12 protein-coding genes and 2 pseudogenes are annotated in these 17641 nt (G+C 40.4%); 6 read left to right on the plus strand and 8 right to left on the minus strand.

Annotated elements, in window-relative coordinates:
* Positions 1 to 61: 61 nt before the first annotated feature.
* The 5 genes and pseudogenes from M44_RS15425 to M44_RS23720 form a co-directional block, all read right to left on the minus strand.
* The gene (locus M44_RS15425) at positions 62 to 1927 is read right to left on the minus strand and encodes an alpha/beta hydrolase family protein (protein ID WP_010175017.1); all 1866 of its coding nucleotides are present in this window, start codon (positions 1925 to 1927) and stop codon (positions 62 to 64) included.
* 404 nt (positions 1928 to 2331) lie between these two features.
* Positions 2332 to 2868, minus strand: coding sequence for a hypothetical protein (locus M44_RS15430; RefSeq protein WP_029326923.1), 537 nt, complete (start codon positions 2866 to 2868; stop codon positions 2332 to 2334).
* A 5-nt stretch (positions 2869 to 2873) separates the two neighbouring features.
* Positions 2874 to 3476: a glycosyl hydrolase family 8 gene (locus M44_RS15435; protein WP_029326924.1), complete on the minus strand. Its 603-nt coding sequence runs from the start codon at positions 3474 to 3476 to the stop codon at positions 2874 to 2876.
* A 25-nt stretch (positions 3477 to 3501) separates the two neighbouring features.
* Positions 3502 to 4763, minus strand: a pseudogene (locus M44_RS23715) (glycosyltransferase family 2 protein).
* Positions 4763 to 6511 carry a polysaccharide deacetylase family protein gene (locus M44_RS23720; RefSeq protein ID WP_010175021.1) on the minus strand — a complete coding sequence of 583 codons (1749 nt, stop codon included), beginning with the start codon at positions 6509 to 6511 and terminating at the stop codon, positions 4763 to 4765. Before M44_RS23720 ends, M44_RS23715 begins: the two are co-directional and overlap by 1 nt.
* Before the next feature lie 224 nt (positions 6512 to 6735).
* Between M44_RS23720 and wecB the strand changes: the two are divergent.
* From wecB to M44_RS15465, 3 genes and pseudogenes are all read left to right on the plus strand, one after another.
* Positions 6736 to 7862, plus strand: a pseudogene (wecB, locus tag M44_RS23725) (non-hydrolyzing UDP-N-acetylglucosamine 2-epimerase).
* Between the two features lie 87 nt (positions 7863 to 7949).
* A complete protein-coding gene (locus M44_RS15455; RefSeq protein WP_010175026.1) occupies positions 7950 to 8552 on the plus strand; it encodes a YdcF family protein in 603 nt (200 codons plus the stop codon).
* Between the two features lie 382 nt (positions 8553 to 8934).
* Positions 8935 to 10626, plus strand: a complete 1692-nt coding sequence (locus tag M44_RS15465; RefSeq protein ID WP_010175028.1) for a formate--tetrahydrofolate ligase — start codon at positions 8935 to 8937, stop codon at positions 10624 to 10626.
* A gap of 78 nt (positions 10627 to 10704) precedes the next feature.
* Here the strand turns inward: M44_RS15465 and M44_RS15470 are convergent, their stop codons facing one another.
* Positions 10705 to 11871: a nucleotide sugar dehydrogenase gene (locus M44_RS15470; RefSeq protein WP_010175029.1), complete on the minus strand. Its 1167-nt coding sequence runs from the start codon at positions 11869 to 11871 to the stop codon at positions 10705 to 10707.
* A 195-nt stretch (positions 11872 to 12066) separates the two neighbouring features.
* Here M44_RS15470 and M44_RS15475 point away from each other — a divergent pair, with 195 nt between their 5' ends.
* Positions 12067 to 14292 carry a sensor domain-containing protein gene (locus M44_RS15475; protein ID WP_010175030.1) on the plus strand — a complete coding sequence of 742 codons (2226 nt, stop codon included), beginning with the start codon at positions 12067 to 12069 and terminating at the stop codon, positions 14290 to 14292.
* A gap of 76 nt (positions 14293 to 14368) precedes the next feature.
* Here the strand turns inward: M44_RS15475 and brnQ are convergent, their stop codons facing one another.
* Together brnQ and M44_RS15485 are read right to left on the minus strand one after the other, a co-directional pair.
* On the minus strand, positions 14369 to 15679 hold the full coding sequence (gene brnQ, locus M44_RS15480) for a branched-chain amino acid transport system II carrier protein (protein ID WP_010175031.1): 1311 nt from the start codon (positions 15677 to 15679) through the stop codon (positions 14369 to 14371).
* Positions 15680 to 15855: 176 nt separating this feature from the next.
* Positions 15856 to 16734 (minus strand): helix-turn-helix domain-containing protein, encoded by an 879-nt coding sequence (locus M44_RS15485; RefSeq protein WP_010175032.1) that lies wholly within the window; start codon positions 16732 to 16734, stop codon positions 15856 to 15858.
* A 187-nt stretch (positions 16735 to 16921) separates the two neighbouring features.
* Here M44_RS15485 and M44_RS29090 point away from each other — a divergent pair, with 187 nt between their 5' ends.
* Complete coding sequence (locus tag M44_RS29090) at positions 16922 to 17053, plus strand: hypothetical protein (RefSeq protein WP_010175033.1); 132 nt, start codon at positions 16922 to 16924, stop codon at positions 17051 to 17053.
* A 191-nt stretch (positions 17054 to 17244) separates the two neighbouring features.
* Positions 17245 to 17577, plus strand: coding sequence for a rhodanese-like domain-containing protein (locus M44_RS15495; RefSeq protein WP_010175034.1), 333 nt, complete (start codon positions 17245 to 17247; stop codon positions 17575 to 17577).
* Positions 17578 to 17641 lie beyond the last annotated feature (64 nt).

The following is a 17641-nucleotide window of genomic DNA, read 5'->3' on the forward strand; positions in this document are numbered from 1 at the left end:
CTGTCCCTGTTGTCACCCTGTGGCAGAGCGGGCAAGACAAGGTCCCTGTCCCCAAAACCACCTACAGCTGTGTCAGTGTGTTGGAGGCCATCATCATGGTGACGATGATGGCGTATATGATTCCACCAAGGTACGGGTTGTTTGTTGCTCGGTAGATTTTGCGTGTCACGATGGCGGCAAGTGGAATGACAATGATAATTGGGAATAACCAGATGCCGATAATAGGAGATACGCTTGTAAAATAAACTTCACCTGTTACAAAGAAGTTCGTGTATTGAATTGCGACTAACACGATAGCACTTAGGCCGTTAAAGAGAGTAAGTAATGCGGTGTTCATCCATTCTTTCTTTCCGACTGCCACGTAATTGAAGACGTTGTTGGCGATGGAGTTTGCCACATAGAAGGCAAGGAAGAATGGTAAATATTTTAACATGATAAGTATTTTATCTGGTTCGAATGCCTTGATGGTCAATACCCAAAGTCTAAAGTCGGTTTTAAAGAAGTAGTCGGCAATAAAGACTAAGCTGAAGGCTGCGGATGTGACTACGACAGCTAAAAGAATGGTTTTAAGTAACGGTTTGAAGCCGATGATGACGCCAGTTTCTCTTAGATTCAAACCAGCCTTCTTGTTAAAGAAGAAATAAGATAGAGCCAAGATCACGAGTGTTACCACACCCATCACAAGGGACCATATTCCGATATAAAAGACCGGGAATTGCGGGAAGAAGCCTGAGATATTTTCTACACTCCACGGATACAATTTCAAATACGTATACCCTGAAATAAAGGCGCTGACGACTAAACCGCCCCAGAACCAAGCCTTTCCAACCCCTCGAGGTGCGTCCTGTTGTGTTGGGATTTTGCTAGCTTTTAACGAAGCAAAGGCTTTCGTCTCGACTAGTAGGCCTGTAAAGCTGATGACAAACATGACAAATCCGATCAGTCCAATAAAGTTAAAAACGGCTTTCCATTGCCAAATTTGATTGCTTGGAGAAATAGGATCAGGTGTCCCCATCGTCTCATCAAAGTACTCAAGAGTGCTTTCCACAACCGTTTTAGAAAAATGGTTCCACGGGTGAATTTGAGCTGGATTGTAAATCACGCGCGTTGCTTCGACTCCGTCTACATCCTGTTTGTAAAAGGAATAGCTGTCACGTGTACTGGTGATTTCTGCAGGATCCATCCCAAAATGTAGGAAGGACTGGGCATACTCTGTATCAATGTAATCGCGTGGAACCGTTGGATTTCCTCCGTTCAAGCTTCTAAAGAAAAATTCATCATAGTGAGCGGCGATAATCCCAACATCTCTGGTACCATATACGTTCGCATATTCTTCTTCTCCTGTACGAAGTGACCAGTAGATTGGTTCATTCGGATCATTCGTATACATCGCATCATTTGCGACAAGTAAAACAGAGGAGATCAATTGCTCATCAGCTGGCTTCTCATTATCTGCTTTCACTGACCAGTTAGCGGCACGTGCACCGTTGGAGTGACCCGTCACCCCAATATTAGAGGAATCCACATAAGGTAGATCGGCCATTAACTCAACCGCATCGTACATGCCAGTTCCCTGGTTAGCCCACTCTTCAGGAGTAACGGCATCGGAGTTCCCGTGTCCGTACATATCAATGGACATCACCACGTACCCTCTACGTGCTAATTCAACATAATTCAAATCCTGCATCTCACGGTTGTTATACCACCCGTGACTCGTCACAATCCCAGGTGCAGGATTGGATACGCTTACATCTTCAGGAATAAGTAAAAGTGCACTCATCATATGACCGGAAGCTGTTTCCCATCGTAAATCCTTCATCTCCACTTGACCACCTGATGTTTGGACAAAAGATGCTCCGACCATACTAATCAAACACAACACAATAGAGACTATCACATAAAACTTGGGTCCTTTTCCTTTATTCAATTCTTTCACCCCTTTTAATCTATATATAAATCAGCGATCAGCGCTTACCCATATAGGAAAGTATGACCATACTGACTTATTACTAAATTTATAGACAACTAGTCTAAAATATACTAAGGATATTATTGGAATTTAGCAAAAAATACTCAAAAACCTTGATACATTTAAAGTGCAGAGTACAAGCTAGGACAGAAAAAAGAATACAAAAGAGCACACAGCTCCCCCAAGACTATAGGGTAACCAGTGTGCTCTCTTCATCTCTCCCACAAATATCAACTTATCCATAGTATATAGGTACTACAAAAACCTGTCAATTAAAAATATTCGGAAAACGAAATAGTAGGACAAACGGCAAGCAGGGGACAGGGACCTTGTCCTGTAAGACAAGGTCCCTGTCCCCTGTTTCACTCCCCGCGTTTGGCTTCTGTTAGGAGGGGGAGGAGGTTGTCGAAGCTATGGGAATTTTGGTCGCCGGGTGCTAGTCCGATAGAGTAGCCTCCGTAATAGGGAGAGACGATATGTTTATTTTGGAATTCTATCATTCTTTCATAAGCTTTGGTTGCGATTTCTGTTTCGCCGATGCTTGAGGCATAGTCGACAATTAAGCTGTAGAGAGCAGGTGATTCATGAGACACAGTAGGCTCCTTTGTTTTCGCATCATACATGCCGTACACCACACCTTGACGCTCCCATTCATTTCTCAGAAATGCTACATAATCAGAGGTGTCTACGCCTATACTACTTAAATTGATTGCAATGAACGTTTGGTCAATCAGATTCACTGTTTCACTGTATTCATACTCCTCTGTCACTACAGAGTATCGTAACGGGTAAAAGGAACCGTCAGTTGGAGTTTGTTTCAATAGTTGGAGCGTTTTTTCAATTGCTGCATCCCCGCGATCAGAACGACCAGAGAGCCGTTTCAATGTTACTGGATTCATATACGTCAGACTGATAGTATCAGCCGCCAATTGATAGGATTCGTCATAAAATCAATAAAGTACCCATTTTTTACATTATGAGAAAGCATGAAATCACTTATTGTTTGGAAGAGCTCAAGATACCGAGTATCTTCCCATTTTTCATATCCTAAGTGAAGGGCCTCTAGTATCCTCAAATCATCTACTAATGCATTGGTGGATACGTTTGGTTGCCCTAGGGGGTCAAGCCTCCAATAAACCATCCCTCTCCTGTCTAAAAAATAGATTTGCAGGGACTGGACGCTTTTATCAAATAGAGCTTGATCAGACACCTCGATTCCATACATCATCCAAAGACCAAGGGATTCAGAGATGGCTTCTCGGCCTTTAACAAAATCACTATCCTTGTTTGTATCCTCTTTTACATACGTAGCAATGGTGTCATTTGGGTTCATCAAATGATTTTCTATAAAATAATGAGTCGGATGTAAGCTTGTTCTCATAGCCATCACACTCCTTTTTATATCGACCAACTGCCAAACACCTGATAAGGTGAACACCATGACCAGCATGACCGCAAACGTTTTAACAAACGAACGCTTTCTATTCACTCTCCTTGCTCGTCTCATTCAAATGTCCTCCAACCTTATTAAATTAAGAAGCTTTTTTATACCGCTCTGTTTTATACCATTTTGATTCTTGCTTTAAGAGAACTCGCTTTGTTTCAAGGTACAAGGAATAGACAACAAGAGCTATCCATACTTGAGAATACGTAAAGTACATGAGCATGACTATGAGCGCATTTTTTACCGTTAATTGCCCACGCTCTATGCTGAGAGCGACCAAGACTTCTGTTACGTATAAAAGAAAGGCAAGTACCAATAATGCTAGAGATACAGGCCCAATGGCGAGGTTAAAATCAAAGGCAAAATTCATCACGAAAATCACATCAGATACGAGCACGCTGAATAAGAAAAAGAAAGTACGTAAATAAAAAGTAAAATAAGTCTAAAAACACTCGTTTTCGTTTTAATTTCATAAAAGAAAAGATATATTTTGCAATGACATATTGATTTCCTCTTGCCCAGCGAGTTCGCTGCTTCCACCATACTCTCCAGGTCTCTGGCTCCTGCTCCCATGTGATGGCGGCAGGAAAGAAGCGAATATGATAGCCAAGGTTGTAAACGCGAATACTCAGTTCAGTATCCTCAGATAAAGCCTTTTCATCCCATCCTCCTAGCTCTTCAAGAATAGACCTACGGATGGCAAAATTGGTGCCTGGAATGGTTGAAAGCTTAAACCAAAACCATCTCCCAGCTTGAGCAAGCCATTGAAAGGTGATAGTTTCAATGTTAATGAAGCGAGTGAGTAGAGATTGATGGGCATTGATCACTCGAAATTTACCTACCATCGCTCCTGCCTTTTGATCATTCACAAGCCCCATAACCAAATACGTTACAGCATCAGGTTCAGGAGTGTTATCTGCATCATAGACGACCACGATTTCACCTGAGGACATATTATATCCTTGATTGAGTGCTCCAGATTTCCCTTTTCCTGCATGGGGTGGCCTTGTATGAAGAACCTTTAGGAAAGGGTATCGTCTTGCATATCTGTCGGCAATTGCTCCAGTCCCGTCTGAAGAATTATCATTGATAATAATAATCTCAAGCTTATCTTTTGGATAACGGAGCTTAAGCATGGCTTTAATCGTATCTTCAATGACGACTTCCTCATTATGAGCGGGGACTAGGACACTTACGGTCGGTAGTGAGCGTAATTTGACTTTTTTCCTATTTTTTAATCAACTTTTTCCCTTGTAAATAATGAAAGACACTACCGAGCATTAAGAACATATGATACAAAAGCATTCCCCAAATAAGAAATAAGCAGGAATAAAACAGCCCATTCACCATCACCTAAGCTCTCCTTTTTGGGAAGAATTTCGTAAATGGAAGACAGCTGCAGTAAAAAAGAAGATACATACCATCCCGCCAGCGATAAATACAATAAACCATAAAACGTTGTTCGTAATCTTTTGTATAAGCTGATCGACTAACTGTGGCGTATCTCGAGCAGCTTTTAAATAATCAATATGAACTAATGTTCCGCTTTCTTCATTCACTTCAATGGAAACATTGTCTATCGCCGTTACGCTCCTATAGCTCTTTAAGTCTATCCACTGAATATTGGGAGTGGACTCAAGAAGAGCAAGAAATTCTTTAAAGCGTTCCACACCAAGATACGAATGATAAAAGCCTGCCACCACCCCGTCTCGTACTACAAGCTGCCGCTCAATGGCTCGGTCAATGTCCACCAAAACATGTGGATTCTCTGGATCTACAAAGCCCACTGTTTCAGGTAATAGCTTCATTCCATTTAAGAAAGAAGGGGATGTTTCATATGGGGATGGTTGCATGATCTTCCAATTTTCATCACTAAGTTGTAGCTGGCCGATGTAGGTTGAAAAATAATCCCCAACGATATGATAGGCGTTCTGTGACATTGTATAGTGAGGGGCTTCAAAGGCTACAGGGTAGAGACCATAACTAACAAGCTCTTCAATTCCTTTTTCCACCTTTGTTTGAACATAGTCTGTTTCAAACTCTACTCGCTTCAATCGTTCATATTCGTATTCCTCTTTCGTACTGAAATTGTCAGGATTTAAGGGTTCAATTGGCACATCAGCAGGGCCAGATATCGGCATATTATTTTCAACATCCCAAAACTCAAAGCCCTCTCCCGTTTCGTCTCCTCTGTACTGGTGGGTATAGCCATGTAAAATCACGCTTCCTCCCTTGTCTTGTAAATCTTGTAACACCTCTACTAATCTAGGAGAATCCTTGAACTGTATTTCTTTCCCAGTTTCACTTATCACATAGATAGGAATCACCGACAAAATATAAGGGATATTCTTCTCATATAAAATATCGCCAATTTTTTTAAGTTCATTCGGATCAGTCAAAGGATGGATATCTTCTAACCGAAGATAGGCATGATGTAATTCTTCGTGTTCAATTTTAAAAAACGTGTGAAGCTTTTCAGCGAAAAAGGTAGAAAATAATGAATCTAATTTAAACGCTCCATAGTAGTAGTTTTCATTTTGTTGAATAAGAAGAGGATACTCATAAGCACCATTATGGGCACTTACATGCATCGTTACGCCTTGATCAAGGATGATATGTTTAATTAATCGGTCCTGAACGGTTGGTAATGTGGTTTTATCCATGGATATCTCGTTAATAGTCACAGCGCGTTTCGTACGAACAAAGGAATAGGAGTCTCCGAGCTGCTCCACATTATGACCAATCGCCATCTTTGTCCCAATGAAATCATCAAAGATTTCCCTAACTGTGTTAGGAAGCGTTTCATACTGCTCACCATAATAGAATAAGTGTGTAACCCCCTGTGTATCGTTAGGGGAAACTTTTAAACTACTAACAAATTGTATGTTCGTAGTAAAGTGACCTATGAGCATATCTAGTAATCTCTGATTCTCGCTTAACTCCCCTGATTCATTTGAATATATCACTAAAACCTTCATGGAATCTGGTACACCTTTTGAATCCACAGCCGGTACGAAAGAAATTGCGCTCGTGATTAGACATAGACTCAACAACAGGATAAAAACAAACAATCGTGCGTTATTTCTATATACCTTCATAGCCTCCATCTCCTTTTTAATGGCATCCTTTGACACACTAAAGTGAATGAATATTTTCGATTAAGAACAAACAAAATAGTTTTGTTCTTAATAAAGAACGTGTATACTATGTAGTATAGTACATCATACCTAAATTGAAAAGTCCCTAAGATGAAAAGCAGGGGACAGGGACCTTGTCTTATAAGACAAGGTCCCTGTCCCCTCCCACAAATGGAGGAGATAGGATGACAAAGAGAGTGAAAGTGATGACGGTTTTTGGAACAAGACCCGAGGCCATTAAGATGGCACCAGTTGTATTAGAGCTTGAAAAAATTCTCACCAATTTGAGTCCATTGTCGCAGTCACTGCTCAGCATAGAGAAATGCTCGACGGAGTTTTATCCATATTTTCAATAACACCGAATTATGATCTAAATATAATGAAAAAGGGTCAAACTCTAGCGGATGTCACCGTTCGCGCTTTAGAGGGTCTTAATCGAGTAATGGCAGAGGCAAATCCAGATATTGTATTAGTTCATGGTGACACTACCACGACCTTTGTTGCAAGCTTAGCTGCCTTTTACCATAGAATAAAAGTAGGGCATGTGGAAGCAGGCTTGCGTACATGGAATAAGTATTCACCCTATCCAGAAGAGTGTAATCGTCAACTAACAGGCGTTATGGCTGATCTTCATTTCTCTCCTACAGAACAATCCGCACAGAATTTACTTCTAGAAGGAAAATCCCAAGAAACCATTTTTGTCACAGGCAATACGGCTATTGATGCATTACAAACGACCGTTCAGCCTCACTATCAACACCCTATCTTATCTAAGCTAGAGAACAAAAGATTGCTCCTCTTAACTACTCATCGACGTGAAAATTTAGGGGAACCTATGAGAAATATCTTCAAAGCGATCCGTCGAATCGTCCTTGAGCATGAAGATGTGCATGTCGTCTTCCCTGTCCATCTAAATCCCCTCGTTCAAAAAGATGCCTATGACCTATTAGGTGGAATTGACAGAGTAGATTTAATCGATCCATTAGAAGTGTTGGATTTTCATAACTTCGCTGCACGGGCATCGCTTATTTTGACAGACTCAGGTGGCGTGCAAGAAGAAGCCCCTTCCCTTGGTGTACCTGTTTTAGTGTTACGTGATACAACGGAACGGCCAGAAGGCGTAAAGGCAGGTACGTTGAAGCTCGTTGGAACAAGTGAACGGGGGGTTTATCATCACACAAAGGATGTATTAACAAACGAATATCTTTATCAATCTATGTCAAAAGCGTCCAATCCATACGGTGATGGGAAAGCTGCGGAGAGAATCGCTACAATTTTGTGGGAGCGCGTGGGAGGCAGAGTACTTGTTTAATAGGGCCATCAAATTTACACTCTTTACATTCTAGTGGGTGTGAACACATGCTAGAATAAGATAGAAGAATTTAGGAGAGTGTAAAAGATGAGGATTGAAAGTTTAATTCAATATAAAATGGTCTGGTTTCTATTTATCTTCGTGATGGTCTTGGTTCTAGCTATGATTCTCCTGTTTAAAAGAAGTCATACCTTACTAGTAGAAAAGAATCCACCTGTGCCTGCTGATGTGATCCTTGTATTAAGTGGAGGAGCACAAGGTGAACGAGAGGCGGAAGCGGCTAAGCTCTACCATGAAGGGTATACTGACACCATCGTGGTTTCAATGGCCAAAGTGGGCTGGAATACGTATACAGGTGATATAATGCGTGAGCACCTTATCCATTTAGGTGTGCCGGACAATGCCATTTTGACGTATGGTGATGTAACAAGTACTCGGGAAGAAGCAGAGCAGGCCGTTCCGTTATTAGAGGAACTTGCTGTTCGTAAAATGATCCTAACCACCAGTTCCTTTCACTCTGGCCGTGCCAAATGGATATTTGAGCGAACACTGAAAGAAAAAGGAATAGAAGTCATATCTGTTCCCGTTCGCGAAGAAGAATTTGGCTCCGACTGGTGGCAGACCCATGAAACACGCAAACAAGGGGCTAGTGAGCTTTTAAAGTATGTGTGGGAATGGTTCAGGCTGTGACAATAGAAATATCCCCCTTGGACTTAAGGGGGATATTTTGTTGTTGATAGATTTACGTGAAAAAGGGTAGTGGTTATGGGTGAAATTATTAGTTTGCGGGCAAATGGAGTTAGCTTATGGGCAAAATATTTCGTTTACGGGCAAATCTTACGTGGTTACGGGCAAAATTTTTAATTTGCGGGCAAATGGGCAGAGGGACGGATGAAAGTAAAAATAAAAAATGGCAGAGCTCTTTCTTATTTCACCTTCAATTGAAAGAAACCATTCGGGGTTCACATTGATGTCGCCGTTAGATCGTTTTAAAGTATTCTCACACATTCTCTTTCCACTAAAAAGTGATACAATAGGCTCTATCAAGACTATTCTCTAGGAGGTTCCGATAATGAGTTTACATACGAACCAGGTTCCATCAGATATTGAAATCGCTCAAAAGGCTAAGATGAAGCATATTCGTGAGATTGCAGCGAAGCTTGAGTTACAAGAAGACGATATCGAGATGTACGGAAAATATAAAGCAAAAATTACATTTGAAGCCATGAATCGTTTTCATGACCAAAAAGATGGCAAGGTGATTTTAGTAACGGCCATAAATCCGACACCAGCCGGTGAAGGAAAGTCCACGGTGACAGTAGGGCTTGGTCAAGCGTTCGAAAGGTTAAAGAGGAAGTCTATTATTGCACTAAGAGAGCCTTCTTTAGGCCCTACTATGGGGATCAAAGGCGGGGCGGCAGGTGGTGGATACTCCCAGGTGGTGCCAATGGAAGATATTAATCTTCATTTTACTGGAGATCTTCATGCGATCACGACAGCCAACAATACTCTTTCCGCTCTGATTGATAATCATATCCATCAAGGTAATGAACTAGAGATTGATACTAGGCGTATTGTATGGAAGCGTGTTGTAGACCTAAATGACCGAGCGCTTCGTCAAGTGGTTGTGGGACTAGGTGGTCCTGTTCAGGGGGTGCCTCGTGAGGACGGATTTGATATTACGGTTGCTTCAGAAATTATGGCGATTTTCTGCTTAGCGAAAGACCTTCAGGATTTAAAAAAGCGAGTTGGTGATATTGTCGTCGCGTTCACCCGTGAGAATCGACCAATTACCGCACGGGACCTTGGTGCTGATGGTGTTTTAACTGTGCTATTAAAAGAAGCTATTCAGCCAAATCTTGTGCAAACATTAGAGAATACCCCAGCTATTGTTCACGGGGGACCATTTGCGAATATTGCTCACGGATGTAATAGTGTGATTGCTACTACCTTTGCAAGAAAGCTTGCCGATTACGTTATTACGGAAGCCGGTTTTGGAGCGGACTTAGGGGCTGAGAAGTTTTTACATATAAAAGCACGTCAAGCGGGGTTTGAGCTTAGTGCCGTTGTAGTGGTGGCGACGATACGTGCGCTGAAGATGCATGGAGGAGTGCCGAAAAACGAACTTCAAGCCGAAAATGTTCAAGCTCTGCTCAAAGGAGTAGCGAATTTACAAAAACACATTGAAACCATTCAATCATTTGGACTTCCTTTTGTGGTAGCGCTAAACAAATTTACTACAGATACAGAGGCAGAAATTCAAGCGTTACAATCTTGGTGTAAGGATCATCGGTATCCTGTTGCCTTATCTGAAGTATGGGAAAAAGGTGGAGAAGGTGGAGTGGCACTAGCAGAAAAAGTGATGGAAGCGATTGAAAGTACTGAAAACACATTCAATCATCTGTACGCCTTATCTGATTCTATTCCAGAAAAGCTAGAAACGATTGCGCAAAAGGTTTACGGGGCGGATGGCGTTAGCTTTAGTAAAAAAGCATTACAGCAAATCCAACAGTATAAAGCACTAGGGTGGGATAACTTGCCCATTTGTGTAGCGAAAACACAATATTCCTTATCCGATGATCCTAGCCAGCTTGGTCGACCGAAAGGCTTCACGATTACGGTTCGAGAATTTAAGCCGTCGGTTGGAGCTGGATTCCTCGTTGCCTTAACAGGGGACGTGATGACGATGCCAGGGCTACCTAAGGTACCCGCTGCGCTAAATATGACAGTGGAGAATGATGGGAAGATTGTTGGGTTGTTTTAAGCTTTAGGTGAGATAAAAAAAGCATGCCAGATGGTAAGTATCTTGGCATGCTTTATATATGATGTGACATGTAACGAATTAATCCCTACTAAACAAGTCCCTCGTATACACTTTCTCTTTCACATCTTTAATTTCATCTGATAGTCGGTTTGTGACAATCACATCTGAAATGGTTTTGAACTCTTCTAGGTCCTTTATAACCTTTGCTCCTTGGAAGAGAGCCTCGTCTAATACTGGTTCATAGACAACGACCTCTACACCTTTTTCCATTAAGCGATTCATAATGCTAATAATAGAAGAAGCTCGGAAATTGTCAGAGCCTGTTTTCATCGTCAAGCGGTGAATTCCAACCGTTTTTGGCTCTCGTTCTAGTATCATGCTCGCGATATGATCTTTACGAGTAGAGTTCGCCTCTACAATCGCTGTAATAATATTATTCGGGATGTTTTGGTAGTTTGCTTTTAATTGCTTTGTATCCTTTGGTAAGCAATAACCGCCATATCCGAATGAAGGATTGTTGTAGTGGGTTCCGATACGCGGATCTAAGCCGACACCTTCAATAATCTGCTGTGCGTCAAGACCGTTCATCTCAGCGTATGTGTCAAGCTCGTTGAAATACGCAACGCGAAGGGCTAAATACGTGTTTGAAAATAGCTTAACAGCTTCTGCTTCAGTAGAGTTTGTGTACAGTACAGGAACATCCTTTTTATGTGCACCTTCTAACAATAGTCCCGCAAACTGCTTCGCACGCTCGGATGTCTCTCCTACGATAATACGAGAAGGATACAGATTATCATGTAATGCTTTTCCTTCGCGCAGGAATTCCGGAGAGAACATAATATTTTCAGTAGAGTATTTTTCTTGAACACTTTTTGTGTATCCCACTGGAATCGTTGATTTAATCACCATCACAGCATTCGGATTGATAGCAAGAACGTCTTCAATCACGCTCTCCACCGTTTTTGTATTAAAATAATTAAGCTTCGTATCATAGTCCGTAGGCGTTGCAATGATGACGAAATCTGCATCACGATAAGCCTCTTCTTTGTTCGTTGTCGCTTTCAATTGAAGTGGCTTCTCAGCTAAAAATTCTTCGATTTCTTTGTCTACAATCGGAGACTCTTTACGGTTAATCATCGCCACTTTTTCTTCATTAATATCTAAGGCTACAACAGGGAAATGTTGTGCTAGTAATACAGCATTCGATAACCCAACGTAACCAGTACCTGCAACTGCTATTTTCATTTTCTTATACACCTGCAATCTAAGATTTTGTCACTTCCTGTCTTATTATAATTGAAGTTGAAAAGAAAAGCACGAGTGGTGTGAGGGAGGTAACGAGAAAACTATAATCAGTAGAAAATATTCAAAAGCTTTAATTTTTGTGGATGAAAACGCTACAATGGTAAATATAGCAAGATAGTATTGTGAGGGGTCAACATGTTACAAATGCAACGAACGTGGGTTACGCTAATCATTGTCATCATTATAGTAGAACTATTCGACCAACTTTTATTTTCTAAACATTCTAACAATCATCTTGGGTTTTCGATTGCTCATATGCTTCTTAATACTATCCCTGTTATAACATTAATGATTCTATTGATTTATGTGCGCAAACAAACGAAAGAGTTAAATCAGAGCCATCAGCGATTAAATAGTATTTTTGACTTCCTTGATGTGGCTATTTGGTCTCATGACCTGAGAACGAATACTCTTATGATTACTCCGGGGATTGAAAAGCTCTATGGATATTCCTTAAATGAATTTTACGACGATCACGATCTTTGGCGAAAAGTTGTTCATCCACTGGATGTTCCTGTACTAGAGGAACGTGGGGAAAAGCTGAAAGAGCAAAAGTCAGTGACAAGTATATATCGTATTTTTCACAAAGATGGTGATTTACGCTGGATACAAGACAGCGGTATCCCTTCATTTGATGAACGGGGAAACTTTATTGATTTCACGAGTGTTCTTTTTGATGTGACAGATCAAAAAGAAGGGGAGGATCAGTACAGAGGTCTTGTGGAAATGTCTCCAGATTTTATTGCTGTGATTAGAGATTGGACGTTTATCTATTTAAATGAATCAGGAAGTCGACTTCTTGGATATGAAGGAGTGGAAGACCTTATTGGAAAGCGTATACGTCCTTTTGTTGCAGCAGAATATCTGGGGGAAATACAAGAGCATTTAATTGAACTTGATAAAAACAAGAATGATCATCAACACTTTGAAATTAAGGTTGTGAAAGCCGATGGCGGGAAGCTGGACTTAGAGATGTCTGTTATGACCATCGTTTACAAAGGGAAAGAAGCGAGGATGGTTATAGGAAGAGATATTACAGAGCGAAAGAAAGCCGATGAAACGATTCAATATATGGCCTACTATGATGCTCTAACGGGACTTCCCAATCGGAATATGTTTAAAGAGCATGTGGATAAAAGGTTGAATGAAAATCCAGAAGAGAAGCTAGCGGTTCTCTTCTTGGACCTTGACCGCTTTAAGGTCATTAATGATACAAAAGGGCATTCTATTGGAGATCGTCTATTACAACTAGTGGCCAGAAGGTTAACAGATGTTGTGAAAGAGTCGGGGGTAGTGTCTCGCCAAGGTGGAGATGAATTCTTACTACTGCTGGAGAATACCTCAACGGAAGCCATTGAACATACAGCTAATCAACTGATTAAAAGCTTTGCTAAGCCATTTACAATCATGGACGAAGATTTTTTTGTGACGACAAGTATTGGTATTAGTGTCTATCCAATGGATGGAGAGGAGCAGGAAACGTTAATCAAGCATGCAGATACAGCGATGTACTTAGCAAAGGATCAAGGGAAAAATAATTTTCAGTTCTTTAATCCATCGTTAAATAAGCTGACAACAAGAAAAATGAAGCTAGAAGCAGAACTTAGAAAGGCTATCAAGCTAGATGAACTCTCAGTCTATTACCAGCCGCAATATGATATGCAATCTGAGAAAATTACGGCAGTTGAAGCCCTTCTTAGGTGGCATCATCCGCAGTTCGGAATGGTGTCTCCTGGTGAATTTATTCCGTTAGCGGAAGAGACAGGTCTTATTATTCCCATTGGGGAATGGGTCATTGAAAGAGTGTTAATGGATCAGAAAAAGTGGAAGGCGCAAGGAATTTCTTATCCGCGAGTAGCGGTAAACGTATCTGTTCGACAACTTCAAGAGCGAAGCTTTGTGAGGAGTGTGGAAAATAAGTTCAATCAATATCAGGGAGATTCCTGTCTTTTAGAGCTAGAAATTACCGAAAGTATAATGCAAAACGTGGAAGAGTCTATTCGGGTTCTTTCTGAACTGAAAGAGTTAGGTGTGACTATTTCCATTGACGATTTCGGTAAAGGGTACTCCTCTTTAAGCTATCTAAAGCATTTACCTATTGATAAAATCAAAATTGATAAGTCCTTTGTTGATGATATCGGTGGACTCTGTGATCGCAACCCTAGCAGTATTGCTAAAGCCATTATTGATATGGGGCAAAACATGGGCTTTTTAGTTATTGCTGAGGGAATTGAAAAGAAGGAGCAAAGGGATTTTCTTTTAGCCAATGGCTGTCTAATCGGACAAGGCTATTTTTACAGTAGGGCAGTACCGGAAGACGTGATTCAGAAGATGTGGGCAGAGAATGAAGGAAGAACATAAGAGGAGCGAACAAAAAGAGCAGAGTCATTACTTAGACTCTGCTCTTCTATTCCATTCTGATCAAACTCCATTCCTTTTAGCGGCGTACTATGACTGTAAGGCCGAACCCAACGATCGCTGCAACAAAGGCAGGTACCACCCATCCTAATCCAATGGAGTATAAAGGGATATAGGCTAGTAGTGATTGAAGTGCTCCAAGAGGTACATTGGCCGCTTTCAGCCCATCTGTTATTCCAATAATAGCAGTAGCCCACAAGCTACACTGATAAACGGTAGATGAAAGTCCAACCGAATAATCAAGAAATGACAATAAGATCAATACAATCGCAATAGGATAAATAGCAAAAAGTAATGGAATGGAGACCGTAATTAATTGAGCTAAGCCAACATTTGCGATGGCTGCACTGAAGAGTGTTATAATCGCAATGGTCACTTTGTAACTTACACCAGGAAACACCTTGGATAAAAAGTTACCACATGCTGAAATTAATCCTACACTAGTGGTTAGACAAGCGAAAGTAATGGCAATGGCTAAAATAGCACCTCCCGCATACCCTAACAGGCTAGTGGCAGCTCGAGATAATATAGCACCACCATTATCCCAATACCCAATTTCCTGTACACTCGTGGCCCCAATAAAGGCTAGTGTTATATACACAATCACTAACCCTACAGCAGCAATGACACCCGCTTTTAAACAAATCTTCATAATTTCTGAACGGGATGTTACTCCACGGTCAGTAATAGAAGATAGGATGACAATACCAAATGCAAGAGCTCCTAATGTATCAAGGGTTAAGTATCCTTCTAGAAAACCTTTGAAAAATGCACCTTCTATATACTCCCCTTGAGGTTGTTGTAGATCTCCCATTGGCTTTAACCATGCGGCTAGTCCTAAGCTTGCTAAGACCAGTAAGAGCACTGGGGTTAACAGCTTTCCGATACGGTCAACGAGCTTACTTGGATTCAAGGATAACCAGAAGCTCCCCCCAAAGAAAAGAAGGGTGTAAATAAACAAGACGATGTTGTCGTTCACTCCAGAGATAAAGGGACTAACACCTATTTCATAGGCGACTGTCGCCGTGCGTGGAATGCCAAAGAAAGGTCCGATGGTTAAATACAAAATAATCGGAAAAATCAGACCAAATAAAGGATGAACTCTCTTACTAATACTTTGAATATCGCTTACGGATAAGGCAATCGCTACAATTCCTAGAAAAGGAAGTCCTACGCCTGTAATTAAAAATCCTATCACAGCAGGCCATATATTTTCTCCAGCAAGCTGTCCGAGAGCTGGTGGAAAGATCATATTTCCAGCACCTAAAAATAGGGCAAATAGCATGGAGCCAATGACAATGATTTCATTGTTAGAAAGTGTCTTGTTCATAAATCCTCCTGATTCAACAAAACTAATAGCAAATTTCGACAGAAGTTAGTTTAGCACATATAAAGGCATAATTGTATTAAAAATTTGATTTTTTCAATAATTCCCAGAGGTAAGGAAAAGAAGACTATTATTCTTCAGTCAAATACTATACGTTCTTTCCTTCATTATAAAAGAAATTATTTTACTAGTTGATCTACATAAGTTATATAGTCATGGTTTTCGGTAAGAACAAAGATACCTTTGGCTTTTTCTAAATATTCCTTTGCCAAAAGATTATTTTCTAATTTCACATAATTAAATCCTATATAGTAATTTAACTCCCCTAATAAATAGAAAGTTTCATCCCTAATACATAAACAAACGGCTTTTTGACATATTTCTATGGAGCCTGAGTAGTTTTCTAATCGAAACAATGTCTTGGCTAGATTATAGTAAAGACGAATTCTAATTTTATCTGAATAGAGATCCTTAGGAACTTGAGAAATCGCTGTCAGGGCTTCACGGTAAATTTCAACGGCCTCTTCGTAATTTCCACTTTCAAAGTGAATAACAGCCATACTATTAATCACTGCTAGTTCTCTCTCATTGTAGTAGCTAGACGTGCTCCTAGTAAGATTTAGCGCCTCATCTAATACCATTAGGCTACGCTCTGAGTCTTGATCAACATAGTAGATAGAGATGGCTTCATGCCAGAGCAAGAGTTGCAGATTATAATGATTTTTGTAAAAAATGGGACTTTGCTTTTCACGTAAGACAACTTCTCGAATACTTTTGTAATCCTTTTTTCTTACATAGCCTCTTATTAAGGCTTCTACTTCTAAGACATAGTCCATTCGGGAAGTAGTCGTATATTCAAATAGTGTATTGACATCAATGCCTAATCGTTTAGAAATCATATAAAGAGTTGTACTCTGAGGCAGTGATATTCCATTCTCTATCTTACTTAGTTGAGATTGCGTGCAAATTCCCTTGCATAAGTCTTGTTGATGTAGTCCTAAAGCTTCTCTCAGTTCGCGAATCACTTGGCCAATTTGTGAAAAGTCAGGCTGGTTCATTTCTTTTACCTCCAAACTTTTGAGATGATATTCGTATAGGAATATCATCGGTCGAAAGCAGTAGAAATTCAACTAAAAGAATAGAAACAATAGTTGTAACGAGCGATTTTGCCTGTTTACCAACATTTATAGTTTACTAGCTATTAAGTAAGATGATACTAGATTAATGAAGGGAGGAGGATTGTTGATGAAGCGAAAAATGGTAGCAGTCTTGACGAGTATTACTTTAGCATTTTTACTATCTCTATCACATGGACAAGTCGCTCTAGGACATCCACCGGTCGTACCATTTGGCGAAGATTTGCCATCTGAACATTAGTCTTCAATTGAATTGTAATACCCCTTTTAAGCTAACGGCATTCTATTAACCCCGCTACATACTTTGTAGCGGGAATTTTTTTTCGCGGTAAGCGAAGAGATTGAATGAAACTCATAAGCGTATTATTATAATACCTATAAGGGTATATAAAAATCTCAAAGATAAATGAAACAAAGCTGAAGGGGGATATTATGGTGTGGTGGATTGGACTTGTCTTGATAGTAGTGATGGGGAGAGTTGTTTACAATCGGCACTTTCCTGTATCCGGATTAAAACGAATTCCGGACATTGAAGCCTATTCTAAAGAATATACGGTACTTGATGTTCGTGATTATAATGCAGTGAAGGAGACGACGAAAGGATCTCTTCACATCCCACATGCCTATCTAAAGCGCTATTATAAAGAAATCCCTACAAGAGAGGTCGTTATTATTGTTTCTGATTCTCTTCTTCGTAATGTAAGTGTTCGTATGCTAAAACGTTACGGATTTCAAATTAAGGGATATGTTTGTATAAAGGCTTAGGTCACGGCTACTGTTTAGGCATGTTTAATAAATTGACAATAGAGCACATTCATCTACACAATCC

This window comes from Bacillus coahuilensis m4-4 (genome assembly GCF_000171615.1).
GTDB classification, from domain to species: domain Bacteria; phylum Bacillota; class Bacilli; order Bacillales; family Bacillaceae_K; genus Bacillus_T; species Bacillus_T coahuilensis.